This window comes from Streptoalloteichus tenebrarius, assembly GCF_024171885.1.
GTDB classification, from domain to species: domain Bacteria; phylum Actinomycetota; class Actinomycetes; order Mycobacteriales; family Pseudonocardiaceae; genus Streptoalloteichus; species Streptoalloteichus tenebrarius.
The window spans coordinates 64,108-83,320 of sequence record NZ_JAMTCP010000018.1; the positions used below are offsets into that span (position 1 = coordinate 64,108).

The window sequence follows — 19,213 nt, forward strand, 5'->3', positions numbered from 1 at the left end:
GGCGAGAAGCATGGCGCAATGCCGCTAGCTCAGAACTGGCCCCTGGACAGCCCGCCGGGAATCAAGGTCGCGGTGGCCCAGGAACTCGTGGAACTCCGTGCTCCGCTGGTCAACGTGAGCCGGGACGACGAGGGCGACTGGACGTTCCGCGGCCCCGGCGCGGGCGACGACCAGGTCACCGCCATGACCCTGGCCGACGTCGTCAACGCCTGGCCCCACGTGGCGTCCCTGGACGAACTGCGCCCCGGCGCGGTCGCCCTCTGGGACTGGGCGGGCAACGGATGGCAGATCGGATTCCCCGTCTCGACCGCCCCGCCCAAGGCCGTCGATCTGGACGAGGACCGGTGGCCGCTACTCGGCCCGGACTCGCACGCCGTCGTCGAGCGCGCCGTCGTCACCGGCGAGCGCCCGTTGACCGACATCCAACGCGACGAGGAGGGCTTCTCCTACGTCGGGCCGGAGCAGACCGCCGAGCCCAACCCCGAGGACTACCTGCTGGTGCCCCTCGCCGACGCGGTGCGCCGGTGGCCGCACTCCCTGCCCGTGGTGCTCGCGCTGGAGCCCGGCGAGGGCGTGGAGTGGCACCACGACGCCCAGCAGTGGGAGAGCTACCGCTTCACCCGCGGCTGACCCCGATCGTCTCCGGTCCGCCGACCCGCCACCGGTGCGGTGCGGGTCGGCGGACCGTTCCCCCTCGTGCTCCGGTTGCCGTGAGGTGGCCGCCGATCACGGATACCCTGGGCGGATGGGAGCCAGCGCGGACCCCGGTTGGCGGTGCCTCGGCCAGGAGCTCGGCGTCGTGGCGCGGGGCGCGCGGGCCCACCTCGACCGGGTGCTGGCCCGGTACGGGGTGACGTTCGCCGGGTTCCTCGTGTTGCGCGGCCTGGCCGCCGGCCCGGTCGGCAACGGCGAGCTGGCCGCCCGGCTCGACATCGAGGCGCCCACGCTCACCCGGCAGGTCAACCGGCTCGTGCGGGCCGGGCTCGTGGAGCGCTCGGTGCCCGACGGCGACCGGCGGGCCGTGCGGCTGTCGCTGTCCGAGCGCGGCGGTCGACTGCTGGGCGAGGTCGAACGGGCGGTCGCGGCCGGGGACGCCGAACTCGCGGCGCCCCTGGACGACGAGGAGCTGGCGACGCTGCACGACCTGCTCGGCAGGATCGGGGCCCACGTCGACCGCCTGGGCCGGCGCTGGGGGGACGTGGTCAGCGGCGGGCCTGGGCCCGCGCCACCTCGGCCTTGAGCACCCGGTCGTAGAGGACCTCCAGCAGCCACCGGCCGAACAGCGAGGGGCCGAACTCCCGGGAGCGGTCCTCCGGGAGCACCGACACGGCCGAGTTGCCGTCGGCGAGGGTGGTGACCACTCCCACGCCGTAGTAGTCGAGTTCGATCAGCGGCCACTCGTCGTCCTGCGGCGTGGGCAACACGACGGCGCACGGCGCGAGCGTCATGAGCGTGCCGCACGACTCCAGCGCCCTGGACAGCGCCGTCTCCTCGACCAGCACCCCGACCAGGTCGACCGCGGGCACGGGCAGGCGGTCGTGGAAGGTGGGGTCGAACCACGACCGGAACCAGTTCGGGTCGGTCTCCGGGGGCCAGCCGTTGCGCACGCGCCAGCGGTGCACGTCCTTGCGCACGCGCACCACCGCGGACACCCGTTGGCCGAGGACCGCCACATCGGCGATGACGACGCCGCGCCAACCCAGTGCGAACGCGGCGTGCTGAAGAGCCAGCACTCGGGCATCCTAGGGCCTGATCCACAACAGTTGCCAAGCGTGAGCGGCAGTGCGCGCTGCGGAGTCAGCCAGGTGGACTCGTCCCGGCGTGGCCGCGGTGACGTCCGCCGACAAACCACCTGATCGCCGGCCTCCGAGGTGGGTGGTCTCGTGGCAAGGGCGTCGATCGGTGGCTCCGGTCGGTGTCGGACATCACCGCCCCGACGGCGTTCCCGACGTCCTGCTCCCTCCACAGTGGACGAAGGTGGCGTGGCCGTGGCGCCGGCGCGGCCGGCGCCCCTGGCGGCCACGCGGACGATTCCGAGAACGCGCCGCGATCCCGAACCTTCCCTCGCGCACCTCCTCTGGGCTCAACGGGTGACGTGCGGAGGGGTGCGGATCGGGACGAACCGGACGAGGGGGTTGGGTGTGGCGCCAACAGATCGCGTGCCGACTGGGCCTGTTGGCGGCTACCCTGCTGCGCCGTGAGCGACGACCACCATCCCGGCGCGGGGAACGCCGAGGACCTCCGTTCCGCCTCCCTTCCGGGAGCGGCTGGCGGTGCCGTGGGCGACCCGTCCCCGGTTGTCCTCGCCGGTTCCTGTCACTGGCCGCGAGGCGGAGCCGAGCTGAACGCGTCCCCCAGCGGGTACACGGGCTCCGGGGTGAGCACCGTGGTGTCACGACAGACCGCCGTGAGCCGCGCCGGTCGTCCGGAACCGGTCCGGCTCCGGACGCGGGACGGCGTCACCGAGGAGCGAGCGGCATGAGGCGACGGTGGAACACGTCCGACCGGCTGACGGACCGCCCCGACCACGCCCTGGTGGGCGTGATCCGGATGCCGGAGAGCGGCGTCGGGCCGTTGCGGTCGATCATCCGCCGGGTGGTCGGCGCGCTGCTCGCGCTCACCGCGGCGATCCTGATCGTCTACTGGGACCGGGACGGCTACCGCGACGTCAACGAGGACGGGCTGTCCCTGCTCGACTGCGTGTACTACGCGACGGTGTCGCTGTCCACGACGGGCTACGGCGACATCACCCCGGTGTCGTCCTCGGCCCGGCTGGTGAACGTCCTCGTCATCACCCCCCTGCGGGTGCTGTTCCTCATCGTCCTGGTCGGAACCACACTCGAGGTGCTCACCGAGCGGTCCCGGCAGGCTCTCCGGATCCAGAAGTGGAGGCGCAAGGTGCGCGACCACGTGGTGGTCATCGGCTTCGGCACCAAGGGGCGGTCGGCCGTCAGCGCCCTGCTCGGCGACGGGGCCGACCCCGCGCGGATCGTCGTGGTGGACACGGACAAGACCGCGTTGGACGCCGCGTCCTCCCTGGGGCTGGTGACGGTCAGCGGCTCCGGCACCCGGTCCGACGTCCTACGGGTGGCCGGGGTGCCGGACGCCCGGTCGATCGTCGTCGCCGCCAACCGCGACGACACCGCCGTGCTGGTCACGCTGACCGCGCGGGAGCTGGCCCCCCGGGCGCAGATCGTGGTGGCCGTCCGCGAGGCCGAGAACGTCCACCTGCTGCGCCAGTCGGGCGCCGACTCCGTCGTGGTGTCCAGTGAGACGGCGGGCCGCCTGCTCGGCATGGCCACCTCGACCCCGTCGCTGGTGGAGATGTTCGAGGACCTGCTCACCCCGGACGCCGGCCTGGCCATCGCCGAGCGGGAGATCGAGCCGGGCGAGGTCGGAGGCTCGCCGCGCCACCTGTCCGACATCGTGCTGGGCGTGGTGCGGCAGGGCCGCCTCTACCGGGTGGACGCGCCCGAGGTCGACGCGCTCGACCCGGGGGACAAGCTGCTCTACGTCCGCAAGGTGACACCGGCCGGCGAGAGCTGACCACGCCGCCGGCCTCACCCCGACGGCGTGAGCAGTTCGGGCGGGCTGGCACGGGGCGAGGCGGTCGGCGGCGGGCGGACCGCGGGAGACGCCGACAACACCGCCGACGACACCGCCGGCGACTCGACGGGCAGGGTGAGCCGGAACACCGCGCCGCGCCCTCCCACGGGCTCGGCGCAGACCAGCTCACCGCCGTGCGCCCGGGCCAGGCCCCGGGCGATGGACAGGCCCAGGCCGGCGCCACCCACGCTCCGATCCCGGGCGGCGTCCAGCCGGACCAACCGTTCGAAGATCCGCTCACGGGACTCGGGCGGCACGCCGGGGCCGTCGTCGACGACCTCGACCACCGCGTTCCCGTCCCGCCGGGACACCCGCACGGTGACCTCGCCGTCGCCCGGCGCGTGACGTCGGGCGTTGTCCAGCAGGTTGGCCAGGACCTGGGCGAGATGGTCCGGATCGGCCACCACCGGGGTCGGCTCGCCCACCACCGTCACCGTGAGGCCGGGCGACAGCAGGCGAACCCGCTCCGCCTCGTGCTCGGCCAGCGCCAGCAGGTCGACGCGCTCACCGCGCAGCTCCAGCCCGGCGTCGATCCTGGCCAGCGCCAACAGGTCCGTCACGAGCCGGCCGGCCCGGCGCGCCTCGCGCGCCAACAGGACCTGCATCCGCTCCCGTTCGGCCGGGTCGGCCTCCGGCCCGGCCTGCACCAGCACCTCGGCCGCCGCCTGCACGCCGGCGATCGGCGTGCGCAGCTCGTGCGCCGCGTCCGCCAGGAACCGGCGGGTCCTGGCCTCGGACTCCCGCGCCTGGCGCTCCGCCCCCTCCAACGCGTCCACCATCTGGTCGAACGCCACGGCCGTGCGCCCCAGCTCGGTGTCCGGCTCGTCCGGAGCCAGCCGGCGTCCCCGGTCACCCCGGGCGATCGAGCGCGCGACCTCGGCCATCGTCTCCAACGGCCGCAGGGAGACCCGGACCGTCCCCACCAGGGCCACCCCGGTCACCACGATCGCGCCGAGCCCGACCAGCCCCACCACCCGGCGCAACCGGCGCTGCGCCGCGCTCACCTGGTCCTGGTCGGCGGTCAGGACCAGGTGCGAGCCGTCGGCGAGCCGGCGCCGCACCGGCTCCAGCCGTCGGCCGGGGCCGCTCTCCGCCTCTGGGGCCTCTCCGCCGAACTCCCGGCCGTCGGCCGTGGTCAGCCTGGCCCGGATGCCCCCGCCGTCGAGCCGCCGCGCCAGCTCGGCGGGCCGCACGCGCTGCCGGGCCAACTGCTCCGCGAACTGCGCCCTGTCCCGCATCCGCGCGGTGACGTCCCGCCGGGTCTGGAGGTCGAACAACGCGTCCACCAGCACCATGACCAGGAACATGGCCACCGACACCACGGCGACCGAGTACAACGCCACCCGACGGCGCAGGGACGAGGTGCGCAGCGGCCGGTCGGCCCGTCCGGCGCTCACGGTGACTCCGCCCTGAGCACGTAGCCGAGACCGCGCACGGTGTGCAGCAGCCGGGAACCATGGGCCTCCAGCTTCCGGCGCAGGGCGCTGACGTGGACCTCGACCAGGTTCGGGTCGTACTCGTCGTAGCCCCACACCGCCGTCAGGATCTGCACCTTGTTCACCACCCGTCCCCGTTGCCCCGCCAGGTAACCCAGCAGCCGCCACTCCGTGCCCGTCAGCTCGATCCGGTTCCCCGCCCGCAGCACCACCCCGGCGTCGGCGTCGATCACCAGGTCGCCGACCTGCACCGTGGCGGGAACCCGGCGCAGGCGGCGCAGGACCGCCCCCACCCTGGCGACCAGCTCGGCCAGCTCGAACGGCTTGACGACGTAGTCGTCGGCCCCGCCGCGCAGGCCGCGCACCCGGTCGTGGACGCCGTCCCTGGCGGTCAGCAGCACCACGCCGGCGTCGGTCCGCCGCCGCACCACCTCCAGCAGGGCGAACCCGTCCCGGCCCGGCAGCATCACGTCCAGCACCACCAGGTCGGGCCGGAACCCGTCAAGCACGGCCTCCAGCCCGCGCCCATCCCGCTGGCCCGACACCACGAGCCCGGCGTCGCGCAGCGCGGACTCCACGGCGACGCGGATCGCCTCCGCGTCCTCCACCACCAGCACCCTCGCCGCGCTCACCTGCCCATTCTGCGGTCCTCGACCTGAAGGACGGCTGAAGACGACGGCGCTCCCCACTCCTTCAGCCCGCCTTCAGGTTCGCCGGCCATCGTCGAATCCGGAACCGCCACGGCGGAACCCAGCGCACAGACGGGATGAGGCCGGGGACGAGGCCGGAGCGACACGAGCGACACAACAGGAGAGGACCAATGGAGGACATGACGGACCGGCCGGAGGCCGGGCACGAACCGGGGCATCAGCCGGCGATCGGGACGGCGCGACCGAGGCGACGCGGATGGCTGTGGCCAGTGGCGACCGGCGTCAGCCTCGCCGGAGTGACCGCCGCCGTGGTGCTCGGAGCCGGGGCCCTCACCGGGACACCGGCCGCCGCGAGCGGCTCGCGACTGGTGGATCTCCCCCTCGCCGGGGACACGGCCGAGGGACGCCTCGCCCCGGCCGCCGAACGAGCCGGCGGAGAGGGCGACCACGGCAAGCCACGTCGCGGCCAGGTGCGGGAAGGGCAGACGATCCTGGCGGGCACGGTTCAGGAGGCGAAGGACGACCGGCTCGTGGTCAACCGGGACGGCGGCGGCCAGGTGACCGTGACCACGAACGGAGGCACGAAGGTGCGGGGGTCCGGTGTGGACTCGCTGGCCGCGCTGCGCCAGGGGCAACGGGTGGTGGTCCGAGTCGACCGGGAGAACAGGGCGCTCTCGGTCCGGGTGCCGGCGGCCCACGCGGTGGGGACGGTGACCGCGATCAACGGTGGCCGGGGGACCCTCCTCAGAGGCGACGGCCTCACCCTCGCCCTGGACCTGTCGGGCGTGCGGGACGCGCCCAAGGTCGGTGATCTCGTCGCGGTGCGGGGAACGCCCACCGAGGGCGGCGGCACCCTGAAGGTGACGGAGGTGCGCATGCTGCCCCGCACCGGCGGCTGACGACGGCGCGGCCGGCGGCGGAGGACCGCAGGAGGGAGGGGGCCAGGGTGCGAGAGCCGTTCGGGGTCCGCCCCGACCTCGCGAGGCCGGACTTCGCGTCCGTCCTCTGAGGACACCGGTCCCGCTGGGGCGCGACGTCGCCGCGCCCAGGGCGCGGCGAGGAGCGGGGTCGGTGCTGGGTGGTGCGGCGGGGCGCGGGCCCGGACGGAGACGCCGGACCTCAGGCCGGGGAACGGGGTGGGATGGGGCATCTGCCACGATCGGGGTCGTGGCGGTGCGGCATAGGCCGGTTCGATGGCTGCTGGTCCTGATGGTCATCGGGCTGGTCGGGATCGGTGCGGCGGTTGCCGTGTGGTGGCCGCTGTCGGGTACGTGGACCGGCGGCGGGTACGCGGGGCGGCGGGTCGGGGCGACGGTGGTCACCTCGGCCCCGTGTGGCACGGCCGCGGCGAGCGACGTGGTCGAGGTGCAGGTCGACGGGAAGACCCGCCGGGCCACGCTCGACGGCTGCGGCCATCGCCAGGGTGAGACGTTCGACGTGGAGCTCCCCTCGTCGGTCCCACCCACCGGCGACCTGCGGGTGTGGTTGGCGGGGACCGGCGCCGCGGGCGCGGGGCCCGACCTGGAGTCCCGGCTCCGGTCGGTGCTGCTCGCGTTGGCCGCCGTGTCGGGTGCGCTCTTCGCCTTCCTGGTCCGTCGGCGCACGCCGACGAGGCCGGAACCGAAGCCACAGCCGATGCCAGCGTCCGCAGCCCCACCGACGGCCACCCCACCGGCCCGGCCAACGACAGCGGAGCCGACGATGGTCGGCCCCGCACCGAACCCGGCCTGGCCCCAGCCCGTCGGCAACCGAACCAAATAACAACCAAGGGGGACGGGGGGAGGGGAGGGGTGGGGGGAGGGGGTCCCCCCCCTTTAAGGAACTGAACTACAGGGTGGAAGGAAGAGAGGGGCCGAGGAGCAGGGGGCGGCGTGTTCGTTGCTGCCCAGCCTGGCTGCGGGGCGGTTCATGTGCTGCGGGGGCGGCTCATGTGAGGCCGGGCGGACTGCCGGGCTCGGTGAGGACCGCGCGACCAGCCTCCGGTCCGTGCCAGGGCACCTCGAGCTGGGTGCCCAGAGCCAGAAACCCGGGGCAGGGTCCCCCGGCCAGGAAACCGAGGCCGGGAAACCAGGGGCGGGAACCGGGTCAGGACACGGAGTCCGGGGTGGCCACCCAGGTGTTGCACTGGGCGGTGCTGTTGGTCCGCAGTCCCTGGTTCGCCCAGGCCTTGTTGACCTCGGGTCTGCCGTGGTCGCGGGGTTTGCCGTTGTTGGGCCAGTCGCCGCGGTCGCCGAAGTCCTGGACGGCGTCGTTGACCATCGTCCGGTCCACCGACCCCTTCCCGCCCACCGCGGCGATGAACATCGCGCCGAAGCAGGTGGCCTGGAGCTCCTTGCGGCGGGACAGCTCCAACCCCGCCGGGGTCTCCGGTCCGACCTCGTACATCCGGTCCCAGCCGGCCTTCAGGATTCCACTGGACTCCTGCACGTGGTGGCCGTACTCGTGGGCCAGCACCGCCAGGTACTTGCCGGCCCGGTTGCCGAGCTTCTCCCGCTGCGAGTAGTAGAGCGCGGTCATGTAGATGACGCCGTCGCAGTAGTAGGCGGTGTCCTCCTGCGTGAGGTTGCCGCACGGCGTCTTCACGGAACCGGTGATCGTGCGCAGCTCCACCGGCTTCAGCGGCAGCCCGGCCGCCCGGAATGCCGGTGCCCACGCGGCCTCCAGGCAGGGCAGGGCCGCGCGGTAGAACGCGTCCTGGCCCGCTGGGTCGGGGCTGAACCGGGGGAGCTGACAGGTGACCTGCCCGGTGCTGATCCCCTGGGCGCTCAACGGGTTGTCCCCGGTGCGGTGGACCGGTTTGGGCTCGGCGGGGGTGGTGGACGTGGCTGTCGTGCCGGTGGATGTCCGGCCGGTGTGCGTGGTGGTGGGCGACGCGCCCGTGGTGGTCGCGCTGGGGCCGGGCGTCGGGGTGTGGGTGGGGTACCGGTCGTAGCCGGGTTCGGCCGTGCGGGTGGACGTGCTCACCGCGAGCAGGCCGATCACACCGATGCCGAGGACCGACACGACGATCAGCGCCAGGGCCAGCAGCGGCGTTGCCGGGGACTGGCGGGCGGCGGCCTGACCCAGGCCGGGAGGAGCAGCGGGGACGAGCCCCGGCGGTGACCCTGCGGGTGGTGCCGTGCGGGGGATACGGACAGTGGGCGCGGTGGCGAACCCGGGGTGGGTGGGCACGGGGCGGGCCCCGGCCGGCGGCGGCATGACCGGTCTCGGTGGGGGGAGAGGAGGCGCGGGCAGCGGAGGCCGTGGCGCGCCGTGCGCTCTCAGGCCGGGCACGAATCGCGTCGTGGCTCCGGGCGTGGGGGCGCGGCCCGGGGCCGGTGGGCGGTGGTGTCCCGACGCCGGCGGCCCGGGGCGGCGGTGGTCCCGCGTGCCGGCTTCGCCGGGGAACGGGCCACGGGACTGTCCGTTGCCGGCGGGTGTCGGTGCTGCGGGGCGGGGCTGGGTCCCCGCGCCCTGGGGAGCCGTGCCCGGTCGTGGCGGTCCTGGCCGGGCGGCCGGCGGTCTCGGTGGTTGTGGCTGGGCGGGGAGCCGGGCGGTGTCGGTGCGGCAGCGCGCTCGGGGATCGCCGGGGCGGGGTGCGGGCGGGTTCGGTGGGCCGCCACGCGCCGGCTGGTCCGGTGGAGGCGTCGTGGTCGGCGGGAGCGGCAACGCGGCCGGGGGCGGCGGGACCGGCGTCGGCCGTGGCGACGAGCCGTGCGGTCCCGACGGCGGCGTCATGGAGCTGGCTCTCCTCGATGATCCTTTGTGGCTGGCCGCCGAGCATAGAGCGGTTGCCCACCGTCCCGGCCGCGTCGCCTCCCCTCAGCTCACCGCGTCGGCGGGAGCCGCCCAGGTGTTGCACTGGGAGGTGCGGTTCTTCTCGGCGCCCTGCTGGAACCACGCGCCGTTGTTTTGGGAGTTGCCATGGTCCCGGGGACCGTTGCGCGGTGAGTCGCCCCGGTGGGACCTGTCGCGCAGCGTCCCTTCGTAGGTCGCCCGGCTGACCGAGCCGTTCCCGACGACGCCGGCGAAGAACATGCCGCCGAGGCAGTTCGCCTGCAACTCCCGCCGGCGCGAGAGCTCCAGAGCGGCCGGGCTGCCCACACCGTGGTCGTACGCCAGCCGCGACTCCGCGGCCAACACGCCACTGAGCTCCTGGATGTGGTGCCCGTACTCGTGGGAGAGGGTGCCGAGGTACGAGTCCGGCTTGTCGGTGGCCCGCTGCTCGACCTGGGCGAAGTACAGCGGTGTCATGTAGATGTTGCCCTGGCAGTAAAACGCGTTCGTGGTTGGCGGCATGTTGTTGCCGCAGGGGCTGTTGAACGGGCTGGTCGGCGTGAACACGCGGGGCGCGCCGGTCGGCAGGCCGGCGGCGGCGAGCACCGGGTCCCACGCCCTGGCCAGGCACTCCACCACGGCCATGTAGTAGGTGTGCTGGGCTCCAGGGTCAGCGTTCCACCGGGGCAGCGAGCAGTTCGTCTTGGGTACTCCGAGGTTGGGGTTGTGCAGCGGGTTGTCGGCGAGCTTGAGAACGGGTCTCGGCTTGGACGGTTCCTTGCTCGTCTGGGTCTGCTGGGTGCCCGTGCGGGGTGTGGAGCCGCCCCCGGTGCGCTCGGCGCGCTGCGTGGGCGAGAGCGTCGTGGTGGTCGTGGGCGTGGAGATCGCCGACGCCTCCGAGGTCGTCGGCCATGCCGGGGTCGTCGTGGGCGACGGCGTCAATGACAGCGTGAACGACGAGGTGGGGTAGCGGTCATAGCCCGGTTCCGCCAACCGCGTGGAGCTGTTGAACGAGGCGGCGACACCGACGAAGCCGACCCCGACCACGGCAACGAGGACCAGCGCGACGGCGACCAGCGGCCCGGTGTTGGACTTCCGGGGGCTGTGCATGACGGTGCCGTAGGGTCGGGGGCCGGCAGGCGCCCATGGGGGCCCGGCCGGGCGGCCTTGCCCGGAGAACGGCGGCGGTGGCATGCCGGGCCGGGGTCCGGCGGTGGGGCGTGGCGGTGGCATGACCGCACGTGGTGGAGGCATGACCGGGCCGGGCGGAGCCGCTGGCGGGGCTCCGAACGGGCGCCGGCCGGACGGCGGCAACGGGCCGGCGTTGGGTGGTGGCATCGGGGGACGCGTGGCTGGTGCCGGTGGAAGCGGCGGTCGCGGCGGTGGTGTTCGTCGGGCCGGTGGTGGAGGCGACCCCAGGGGCCGGGCGACCGGCGGCGGCGCCACCGGCGCCGGCGGAGGCCAGGAGTTGTGCGGTGGCCCGAAAGGGCGCGGCGGCGTCATGAAGCGTGTTCCCCCTCGAAACGCGACGACGCTGATCGTCCGGACGGGACGGGCTGGACCGGAGATCGGCGATCGGCCCCAGAGCATAGGAACACTTCGTTATCCTCCGCAGCCGTGTTGCGAAACTGGGGTGCGGCCGCGGCGGCGGTCCTTGTCACGGCGGCCGGGTTCGTCCTGTCGCCACCGCCACCGTCCCCGACGGGAGATGCTGGTCCCAGCACCTCGGCGGCGTTGCCCGATGCCGTCGCCGTCGACGTGAAACTGCGGCTGGAACGCGACGGCAAGCTCACCGTGACGGAGCAGGTCACCGTCCCGGTGGGGCGGTCGGTCACCCGTACGGTCCCGTTGCGCCAAGCCGTCCGCGACGACCTCGACCGGGTCTTCTCGGTGAGCGACGCCACAGTGGAGGGCAAGGGTCGCGTCGAGGTCACCGAGGAGCGGCTCACCGTCCAGCTCGACGCAGGCACCTCGACGGTGCGGTACAAGGTGGACGGTGTCGTCGCCGACGTCGACGACAAGCAGGAGATGCGCTGGCAGGTCTCGGGCGGCTGGAGCGTGGATCTCGACAAGATCACTGTCTCCGCCGTCTCCCCCAACCCGCCTAAGTCGATCACCTGTCTCGCCGGTCCGCCGGGTTCGACGGGTGCGTGTGACCTTTCGCAGATCGAATCGCGCCAGGTCGCCCGTGCCCAGGAGATCGGGCTCAAGGCGGGCCACCGGATGGACCTTGCGGTGGGGATGGAGGCGGGCACGGTTCCGGCCAACGCCCGGTTCGACGAGACCTTCACCCTGGCGCGGGCCTTCGCGCTCACCCCGGTCAGCGGGGCCGCCCTCGGTGGGTTGACGCTGCTGCTGCTCGGCGGGGTCGCCCTGCTGTGGTGGGCCCGGGGCCGCGACGCGCGCGCGTTGGCGACCGACATCGGGCCGGTGGACGTGCTGGTCGCCGACGACGCCGGCCGGGTGGGGTTCGCCTCGCCCGACGGCGTGCTGCCCGGCCAGGTGGGCACGGTGGTGGACGAGCACGTCGACGTCGTGGACGTCGCGGCCACGGTCGTCGACCTCGCCGTCCGCAACTACGTGTGGATCGAGGAGATCCCCGGCTCCGCCCCGGACTGGCGCGTCGTGCGCCGGAACCCGGCCGACGAGCACCTCCGGCGCTACGAGCGCGCGGTGTACGAGGCGCTGCTGCCCTCCTCCGGCGAGCACGCCCGCGACCACGTTCTGCTGTCCGAGCTCCGCGCCGCCGGCCTCGACCTCACCGCCGTGCGCGAGGCGCTGTACGCCGACGTGGTGGACGCGCACTGGTTCCAGCGCCGCCCCGACGCCGAGCGCAGCCGCTGGTGGTGGGTGGGCACGGGGATCGGCGTCGCCGGCGTGGCGCTCACGGTCGTCCTCGCGCTGACCACCCAGGTCGCGCTGCTCGGCCTCGCGGTGATCGTCGGCGGGGTCGCGCTGGCCGTGGGCTCCCGCTGGATGCCGGCCCGCACCGGTCGGGGCAGCGCCCTGATCGAGCAGGTCAGGGGGCTGCGGGAGTACCTGCGCACGGCCACGCCGGAGCAGATCCCGCCCGCCGACCGGGAGATGGTCTTCTCCCGCTCGCTGCCCTACGCGGTGGTGCTGGGGGAGGCCGACCGGTGGCTGGAGGCCTTCGCCTCGCTCGACGCCGGGGCCGACGGCACGCCGGGCCTCTACTGGTACGGGGCCGGAACGACCGACACCGACGGCACCAACGCCGCCGACGACCTGCGACGCTTCGCCGGCCACTTCCCCGCGTTCCTCGCCGCGCTCGACGGGGCGCTGGCCCAGGCGGGCCACCTGCGATCCCTGCGGTCCTGACCACCCGCGTCACTCGGCAGGGTGTTCCCGATCTGCTGAGCTGACCGAGGGTGACGCACGTAGGCTGCTGGCATGGCCGCACCCCAGCTTCACCGGTTCACCCTGCCCAACGGGCTGCGCGTCCTGCTCGCGCCGGACCGCTCGGCGCCGGTGATCGCCGTCAGCGTGCACTACGACGTCGGGTTCCGCTCCGAGCCGGAGGGCCGCACCGGCTTCGCGCACCTGTTCGAGCACCTGATGTTCCAGGGCAGCGAGAGCCTGGAGAAGCTGGCCCACTTCCGGCACGTCCAGGGCTCCGGCGGCAGCTTCAACGGGTCCACCCACCCCGACTACACCGACTACTTCGAGGTGCTGCCGTCGGCGGCCCTGGAACGCGCGTTGTTCCTGGAGGCCGACCGGATGCGCGCGCCGCGCATCACCGAGGAGAACCTCCGCAACCAGGTCGACGTGGTCAAGGAGGAGATCCGGCTCAACGTGCTGAACCGGCCCTACGGCGGGTTCCCGTGGATCCTGCTCCCGCCGGTGCTCTACCGGACCTTCGCCAACGCCCACAACGGCTACGGCGACTTCACCGACCTGGAGCAGGCCACGGTCGAGGACTGCGCGGCCTTCTTCGACACCTACTACGCCCCCGGCAACGCCGTGCTGACCGTCGCCGGCGACCTGGACGTGGCCGCGACGACCGAGCTGGTGCACCGGCACTTCGGCGACGTGCCCGCGCGCGAGGTGCCGACCCGGCCGTCCTTCGCCGAACCGCCGCCGGTCGGCGAGCGGCGCGCCGAGCACGTCGACCCGCACGCCCCGCTGCCCGCGCTGGCCGTCGGCTACCGGCTGCCCGACCCGGTCACCGAGCTGGACGCCTACCTGACGCACGTCGTGCTGGCCGCCGTGCTCAGCGACGGCGACTCCGCCCGGCTCCAGCAGCGCCTGGTGCACCGGGACGCCCTGGTCACCGAGGTCTCGGCGGGCTGCGGCCTGTTCAGCCCGCTGGACGCCCGCGACCCGGACACCTTCACCGTCACCGCGATCTTCCCGCCGGCCGTGGCGCCCGACCGCGTGCTGACCGCCCTCGACGAGGAGCTGGAGCGGCTGGCCGGGGACGGCCCGGACGCCGACGAGCTGGCCAGGGTCACCGCGCGCTGGGTGGCCGGGCTGCACCGGGAGCACGACCGCCTGGTGTCCAGGACCCTCGCGTTCGGCGCGATGGAGCTGCTGCACGGCAGGGCCGAGCTGATCGGCGAGCTGCCGAGGCGCATCGCCGCCGTGACCGCCGCCGACGTGGCCGCCGCCGCCAAGGCCATGCGCCCCGACTCCCGCGCGGTGCTGACCGTCGTCCCCCAGGGAGGTACCGAGTGACCGCGCCCGCCACCCACCGCAGCGCCGAGGAGATCGGCCGCACGACGCAGGGGCCGCGCCCGCTGCCGCCGCTGGGCGAGCAGCGCGCCGCGTCCGAGCCGCTGACCGTGGACACCGTGCTGCCCAACGGGTTGCGGGTCCTCGCGGTCCACCGCCCCGCCGTGCCCATGGTCGAGCTGCGGCTGCGCATCCCGTTCGCCGGGGAGGAGAGCACGCACTCCGCCCGCGCCGAGCTGTTGTCCACCACGATGCTGACCGGGACCCAGCGGCGTGACCGCGTGCGGGTGGACACCGACCTGGCGCGCGTCGGCGGCGAGCTGGACGCCGTGGTCGACCCGGAGCGGCTGAGCATCGGCGGCAGCGCGCTGGTCGACGGCATGGACGTGTTGTTCGACGTGCTCGCGGACGTCCTGACCGGCGCGACCTACCCCGACGACGAGGTGCGGCGGGAGCGGGAGCGGCTGGTCGAGCGGATCACGGTCGCGCGGTCGCAGCCCAGGGTCATCGCCAGGGAGGCGTTGCAGCGCCACCGGTACGGCGACCACCCGTTCACCAGGGAGATGCCGTCGGCCGAGGACGTGGCGCGGGTGACCGCCGAGGACGTCCGCGAGCTGCACGCGCGCGCCGTCCTGCCGCGGGGGTCCGCGATGGTGCTCGTGGGCGACATCGACCCGCAGCGCGCGGTCGACGCCGTGGCCGCCGCGTTCCACGGCTGGAACTCCGACCGCTCTGCGGTCGAGTTGCCGCCGCTGCCCGAGGTGCCCGGCGGCGACCTGCTCCTGGTGCACCGCCCCGGCGCCGTCCAGTCGCAGATCCGGCTGTCGGCGCCGTTCGTGTCCCGCACCGACCCGGCCTACCCGGCGCTCCAGCTCGCGAACCTGGTGTTCGGCGGCTACTTCTCCTCGCGCCTGGTGGAGAACATCCGCGAGGACAAGGGCTACACCTACAGCGCCCACTCGTACCCGGAGTTCACGCCGGGCGGCGCGACCGTGCTGGTCGACGCGGACACGGCGAGCGAGGCCACCGCGCCCGCGCTCCTGGAGACCCGCTACGAGATCGCCCGCATGGCCGTCGTCCCGCCGTCGGAGTCCGAAGTGGACTCCGCGCGCCGGTACGCCGTCGGCGGGCTGCTCACGTCCACGGCCTCGCAGGCGGGACTGGCGTCGATGTTGATGTCGTTGGCCGGCATGGGGCTCGGCCCCGAGTGGCTGCGGGAGCACCCTGGCCGGCTCCAGCGGGTGACGGTGGACGAGGTCGCCGAGGCCGCGCTCCGGCTGTTCACGCCGAGCCGGTGGACCGGGGTCCTCGTGGGCGACGCGGACCGGTTGTCCGCCCCGCTGACCGCGCTGGGAGGTGTCCGGCTGCCGTGAGCGTCCTTCCTGGGGGCTGTTCGACACGGGAGGGCGCGGGTCGGGGCGAGCCCTTCCGGCTCGCCGGTCCCCCGATGCTCTCTCGATCCACAGTGGACAGAGACGAGGCGGTGCGGACCGACGCGCGGCGGTTGGCCGAGCGGTGGCCCGGCGCGAAGCTGGTGCTGGTGGACCCGCGCGGCCGGACGCCGGTGCGCACGCTGGGCGGCGTCGAGGGGCGGGCTCCGCTCTCCGGCTGGGGCGACCCCGGCGCGTCGTCGGGCGGCGGCGGTGACTACGCCCTGTCCTTCCAGGACACCGCGGGGTTCGGCCCGACCCCGCCCGAGAGGGCCGTGCTGCTCGGGGAGAGCGGCGACGACGTGTACTGGGCCCTGCGGGTCGACGAGCGAGCGGATCGGGACGACCCGTCCTGGGCGGACCTGCGGGCGGTCGGGGCCCTGCTCGGCGACACCGACGCCGGTCTGCTCACGGCCGCCGTCGCCCTGCTCAACTGGCACGACGCCGCGGGTTTCTGCTCCGCCTGCGGATCGCCGACCCGGCGTGTGAAGGCGGGCTGGGCCCGTGACTGCCCCGCCTGTGGGCGCGAGGAGTACCCGAGGACGGACCCCGCCGTGATCTGCCTCGTCCACGACGAGGAGGGCGTCAACGGCGAGCACGTGTTGCTGGCGCGGCAGGCGGTGTGGCCGGCGGAGCGCTACTCGGTGCTGGCCGGTTTCGTGGAGGCGGGGGAGTCGCTGGAGGCGTGCGTCGCCCGGGAGATCGCCGAGGAGGTCGGCGTCGCCGTGCGCGGCGTGCGGTACCTCGGCAGCCAGCCGTGGCCGCTCCCGCGCTCGCTCATGGTGGGCTTCGCGGCGGTGGCCTCGCGCGAGACGCCGCTCCAGCCGAGGGACGGCGAGATCGAGGAGGCCCACTGGGTGCACCGCGACGAGGTGCGCGCCGCCCTGGCGGCGGGCGGCTCCGTCCCCGGGCTCATCCTCCCGGGCCGGGCGTCCATCGCCCGCCAGATGCTGGAGGGATGGGCCAACGCCTCCGGGTAGCCCCGGTGGTCGACACGGTCACAGGTTCACACACGGCCCGGCCTCACCCCGCTCACCAGAGGGAGGCCGGGCCGTGCGCTGTCCCGCCCCGTTCGTCCGCGACACGCAGTCCCCGTATCACCCATGCGCGGGTTGTCGCCAATGCGCGAGGACCGGACGACCTGCGCCTGACGTCCAGTCATCGCGCACACGTCGTCCGCGCCTGCTCTGCGCATATCCTCAGACCTGAGTTATAGGGGGAACCCCCTTTTCCAACGTCTCACAGGGGTCTGACAAAAACGGGCTCCGCGATTCGCCCGACCGGGCGGAAAAGCGGGGAAAACAACGGCCGAATGAGTTCTGCCGGGACCCTCCGTTCCAGGACAACAGGGCTGACCAGCGAGAACGGGTCACGGGGCGCGTCGCGTCGCCTCCCGAGGTGGCGGTCCCCTGCCGAAGCGGTGATCTCGGGGGTCGGCCGGGGCGGTCGGGGGCTGGTGCGAGGATGGCCCCATGGACGCCGGGAACAAGCTGCTGGAGGGTCTCGATCCGGAGCAGCGGGCCGCGGTGGTCGCGCCGCGCGGGCCGGTGTGCGTGCTCGCCGGCGCCGGCACCGGCAAGACCCGCACCATCACCCGCCGCATCGCCCACCTCGTGCACCGGGGCCACGTCGCGCCCGGCCAGGTGCTCGCGGTCACGTTCACCGCGCGGGCGGCGGGGGAGATGCGCACCCGGTTGCGGGCGCTCGGCGCGCACGGCGTCCAGGCCAGGACCTTCCACGCGGCCGCGTTGCGGCAGCTCCGCTACTTCTGGCCCCGCGTGGTCGACGACGAGCCGTGGCAGCTCGTGGAGCACAAGCTGCGGCTGGTCGGCCAGGCCGCGCACCGCGTGGGCGCGTCGACCGAGGCGGAGTCGCTGCGCGACCTCGCCAGCGAGATCGAGTGGTCGAAGGCGTCGCTGGTGACGCCGGAGGACTACCCGGCCGTCGCCGCGCGCGCGCACCGCGACACCCCCGGCCCGCCCGAGCAGGTCGCCCAGGTCTACGCGACGTACGAGCAGCTCAAGATGCGTTCCCGCGTGCTTGACTTCGACGACCTGCTGCTCCACACCGCCGCCGCGCTGGAGGAGCACCCCGACGTCGCCGGCGAGTTCCGCGACCGGTACCGGTGTTTCGTCGTCGACGAATACCAGGACGTGACACCGCTCCAGCAGCGGGTGCTGGACGCGTGGCTGGGCAACCGGGACGACCTGACCGTCGTCGGCGACGCCAACCAGACCATCTACTCCTTCGCCGGCGCGACGCCGCGCTGGCTGCTGGACTTCTCCCGCCGGTTCCCCGAGGCGACGACGGTGCGGTTGGAACGCGACTACCGGTCCACGCCGCAGGTGGTGTCCCTGGCCAACCGCGTGATCGGCGCGGCGCGGGGCCGCCCGGCCGGTGCCCGCCTGCGGCTGGTCGGCCAGCGCCCGCCCGGCCCGGAACCGGAGTTCGCCGAGTACGACGACGAGCCGGCCGAGGCGGCGGCCGTCGCGCTGCGGATCAGGAAGCTGCTCGACGAGGGCGTGCCGGCCAGCGAGATCGCCGTCCTGTTCCGGGTCAACGCGCAGTCCGAGGTCTACGAGCAGGCGTTGGCCGAGCAGGACATCCCGTACCAGGTCCGGGGCGGGGAGCGGTTCTTCGCCCGGCCCGAGGTGCGGCAGGCCATGCAGGCGTTGCGGGTGGCCGCGGGCGCTCCGGGGGAGGGGGCGTTGGACGCCCGGGTGCGGGCCGTGTTGGAGCCGCTGGGTCTGACCGAGCGTCCCCCGGCCGGCGGCGCGACCAGGGAGCGCTGGGAGTCGTTGCGGGCGCTGGTGGAGCTGGCCGAGGAGCTGGCGACCGCGCTGCCCGAGGCCGACCTGGCGCGGTTCGCCCAGGAGCTGGACATGCGGGCGGAGGCCCAGCACCCGCCGACCGTGGAGGGTGTCACCCTGGCCTCGCTGCACGCCGCCAAGGGCCTGGAGTGGGACGCGGTGTTCCTCGTCGGCCTGGTCGAGGGGACGCTGCCGATCCAGCACGCCGACGGCGACGACGAGGCCGTGGAGGAGGAGCGCCGGCTGTTGTACGTCGGCGTCACCCGGGCCAGGGAGTTCCTGTCGTTGACCTGGGCGCTGTCGCGCTCGCCGGGCGGCCGGCGGCACCGGAGGCGCAGCCGGTTCCTCTACGGCCTCGTGCCGGACAACCATCCGGCGGCGCTGCCCGCGCGGGGGCGGGGCCGCGACGGGGCGGCGTCCCGCGCCAGTCTGCGCGACGAGGCGCGGCGCCGGTGCCGCAACTGCGGCGGACCGCTCGTCGGCACGATGGCGGTGAAGCTGGGTCGGTGCGCGGACTGCCCGTCCGACGTGGACGAGGAGCTGCTGGCGCGGCTCCGCGCCTGGCGCACCGAGCGCGCCCGCCAGCTCAAGGTGCCCGCCTACGTCGTGTTCACCGACGCGACACTGACCGCGATCGCGGAGCAGCGACCGGCCGACGAGGCCGGCCTGGTCGCCATCCCCGGGATTGGCGCGGCGAAGCTCGACCGCTACGGGGCGGACGTGATCGCCCTGGTCAACGGTACTTTCCCACCGGATCGTGAGTAGTGCGAAAAAAACTGTTGCCCCGAACGCGCTCCTGCCAATAGCCTGCAGGGGCCCGGGCGCGAAGGCCC

General features: G+C 74.2%; 15 protein-coding genes. 10 read left to right on the top strand and 5 right to left on the bottom strand.

The window, feature by feature from the left end; genetic code table 11:
• Nucleotides 1-18 precede the first annotated feature (18 nt).
• Together LX15_RS16630 and LX15_RS16635 are read left to right on the top strand one after the other, a co-directional pair.
• Complete coding sequence (locus LX15_RS16630; RefSeq protein WP_253670506.1) at nucleotides 19-630, top strand: hypothetical protein; 612 nt, start codon at nucleotides 19-21, stop codon at nucleotides 628-630.
• A gap of 115 nt (nucleotides 631-745) precedes the next feature.
• Entirely contained in the window at nucleotides 746-1,240 is a 495-nt protein-coding gene (locus tag LX15_RS16635; RefSeq protein ID WP_253670507.1) for a MarR family winged helix-turn-helix transcriptional regulator, read from the top strand.
• On the opposite strand, the gene LX15_RS16640 is transcribed toward LX15_RS16635, so the two are convergent.
• The gene (locus LX15_RS16640; RefSeq protein ID WP_253670508.1) at nucleotides 1,203-1,733 is read right to left on the bottom strand and encodes a hypothetical protein; all 531 of its coding nucleotides are present in this window, start codon (nucleotides 1,731-1,733) and stop codon (nucleotides 1,203-1,205) included. The genes LX15_RS16635 and LX15_RS16640 overlap by 38 nt on opposite strands.
• 745 nt (nucleotides 1,734-2,478) lie before the next feature.
• Between LX15_RS16640 and LX15_RS16645 the strand changes: the two genes are divergently transcribed.
• The gene (locus LX15_RS16645; RefSeq protein ID WP_253670509.1) at nucleotides 2,479-3,546 is read left to right on the top strand and encodes a potassium channel family protein; all 1,068 of its coding nucleotides are present in this window, start codon (nucleotides 2,479-2,481) and stop codon (nucleotides 3,544-3,546) included.
• Nucleotides 3,547-3,560: 14 nt separating this feature from the next.
• Here LX15_RS16645 and LX15_RS16650 read toward each other — a convergent pair whose 3' ends face one another.
• Together LX15_RS16650 and LX15_RS16655 are read right to left on the bottom strand one after the other, a co-directional pair.
• Nucleotides 3,561-5,003: a sensor histidine kinase gene (locus LX15_RS16650; protein ID WP_253670510.1), complete on the bottom strand. Its 1,443-nt coding sequence runs from the start codon at nucleotides 5,001-5,003 to the stop codon at nucleotides 3,561-3,563.
• On the bottom strand, nucleotides 5,000-5,674 hold the full coding sequence (locus tag LX15_RS16655) for a response regulator transcription factor (RefSeq protein ID WP_253670511.1): 675 nt from the start codon (nucleotides 5,672-5,674) through the stop codon (nucleotides 5,000-5,002). The genes LX15_RS16650 and LX15_RS16655 overlap by 4 nt, the downstream gene beginning before the upstream one ends.
• Nucleotides 5,675-5,862: 188 nt before the next feature.
• Between LX15_RS16655 and LX15_RS16660 the strand changes: the two genes are divergently transcribed.
• The gene (locus tag LX15_RS16660) at nucleotides 5,863-6,591 is read left to right on the top strand and encodes a DUF5666 domain-containing protein (protein WP_253670512.1); all 729 of its coding nucleotides are present in this window, start codon (nucleotides 5,863-5,865) and stop codon (nucleotides 6,589-6,591) included.
• A 268-nt stretch (nucleotides 6,592-6,859) separates the two neighbouring features.
• Nucleotides 6,860-7,453, top strand: coding sequence for a hypothetical protein (locus LX15_RS16665; RefSeq protein WP_253670513.1), 594 nt, complete (start codon nucleotides 6,860-6,862; stop codon nucleotides 7,451-7,453).
• Between the two features lie 324 nt (nucleotides 7,454-7,777).
• On the opposite strand, the gene LX15_RS16670 is transcribed toward LX15_RS16665, so the two are convergent.
• Entirely contained in the window at nucleotides 7,778-8,890 is a 1,113-nt protein-coding gene (locus tag LX15_RS16670) for a neutral zinc metallopeptidase (RefSeq protein WP_253670514.1), read from the bottom strand.
• Nucleotides 8,891-9,493: 603 nt separating this feature from the next.
• Entirely contained in the window at nucleotides 9,494-10,558 is a 1,065-nt protein-coding gene (locus tag LX15_RS16675) for a neutral zinc metallopeptidase (RefSeq protein ID WP_253670515.1), read from the bottom strand.
• Nucleotides 10,559-11,065: 507 nt separating this feature from the next.
• Between LX15_RS16675 and LX15_RS16680 the strand changes: the two genes are divergently transcribed.
• The 5 genes from LX15_RS16680 (at nucleotide 11,066) to LX15_RS16700 (ending at nucleotide 19,145) form a co-directional block, all read left to right on the top strand.
• Complete coding sequence (locus tag LX15_RS16680) at nucleotides 11,066-12,787, top strand: DUF2207 family protein (RefSeq protein ID WP_253670516.1); 1,722 nt, start codon at nucleotides 11,066-11,068, stop codon at nucleotides 12,785-12,787.
• Between the two features lie 72 nt (nucleotides 12,788-12,859).
• Nucleotides 12,860-14,143, top strand: a complete 1,284-nt coding sequence (locus tag LX15_RS16685; RefSeq protein ID WP_253670517.1) for a M16 family metallopeptidase — start codon at nucleotides 12,860-12,862, stop codon at nucleotides 14,141-14,143.
• Nucleotides 14,140-15,513 carry a M16 family metallopeptidase gene (locus LX15_RS16690; RefSeq protein ID WP_253670518.1) on the top strand — a complete coding sequence of 458 codons (1,374 nt, stop codon included), beginning with the start codon at nucleotides 14,140-14,142 and terminating at the stop codon, nucleotides 15,511-15,513. Before LX15_RS16685 ends, LX15_RS16690 begins: the two co-directional genes overlap by 4 nt.
• 74 nt (nucleotides 15,514-15,587) lie before the next feature.
• On the top strand, nucleotides 15,588-16,550 hold the full coding sequence (gene nudC / locus LX15_RS16695) for an NAD(+) diphosphatase (protein WP_253670552.1): 963 nt from the start codon (nucleotides 15,588-15,590) through the stop codon (nucleotides 16,548-16,550).
• Between the two features lie 492 nt (nucleotides 16,551-17,042).
• Nucleotides 17,043-19,145: an ATP-dependent DNA helicase UvrD2 gene (locus tag LX15_RS16700; RefSeq protein ID WP_253670519.1), complete on the top strand. Its 2,103-nt coding sequence runs from the start codon at nucleotides 17,043-17,045 to the stop codon at nucleotides 19,143-19,145.
• The last annotated feature ends 68 nt before the right edge of the window (nucleotides 19,146-19,213 follow it).

Excerpts from the sequence above, each read along its gene's own strand:
- LX15_RS16630 (WP_253670506.1), top strand. The coding sequence starts at position 19 with ATGCCGCTAGCTCAGAACTGGCCCCTGGACAGCCCGCCGGGAATCAAG.
- LX15_RS16635 (WP_253670507.1), top strand. The coding sequence starts at position 746 with ATGGGAGCCAGCGCGGACCCCGGTTGGCGGTGCCTCGGCCAGGAGCTC.
- LX15_RS16645 (WP_253670509.1), top strand. The coding sequence starts at position 2,479 with ATGAGGCGACGGTGGAACACGTCCGACCGGCTGACGGACCGCCCCGAC.
- LX15_RS16660 (WP_253670512.1), top strand. The coding sequence starts at position 5,863 with ATGGAGGACATGACGGACCGGCCGGAGGCCGGGCACGAACCGGGGCAT.
- LX15_RS16670 (WP_253670514.1), bottom strand. The coding sequence starts at position 8,890 with ATGCCGCCGCCGGCCGGGGCCCGCCCCGTGCCCACCCACCCCGGGTTC.
- LX15_RS16675 (WP_253670515.1), bottom strand. The coding sequence starts at position 10,558 with ATGCACAGCCCCCGGAAGTCCAACACCGGGCCGCTGGTCGCCGTCGCG.
- LX15_RS16685 (WP_253670517.1), top strand. The coding sequence starts at position 12,860 with ATGGCCGCACCCCAGCTTCACCGGTTCACCCTGCCCAACGGGCTGCGC.
- nudC (WP_253670552.1), top strand. The coding sequence starts at position 15,588 with ATGCTCTCTCGATCCACAGTGGACAGAGACGAGGCGGTGCGGACCGAC.
- LX15_RS16700 (WP_253670519.1), top strand. The coding sequence starts at position 17,043 with ATGGACGCCGGGAACAAGCTGCTGGAGGGTCTCGATCCGGAGCAGCGG.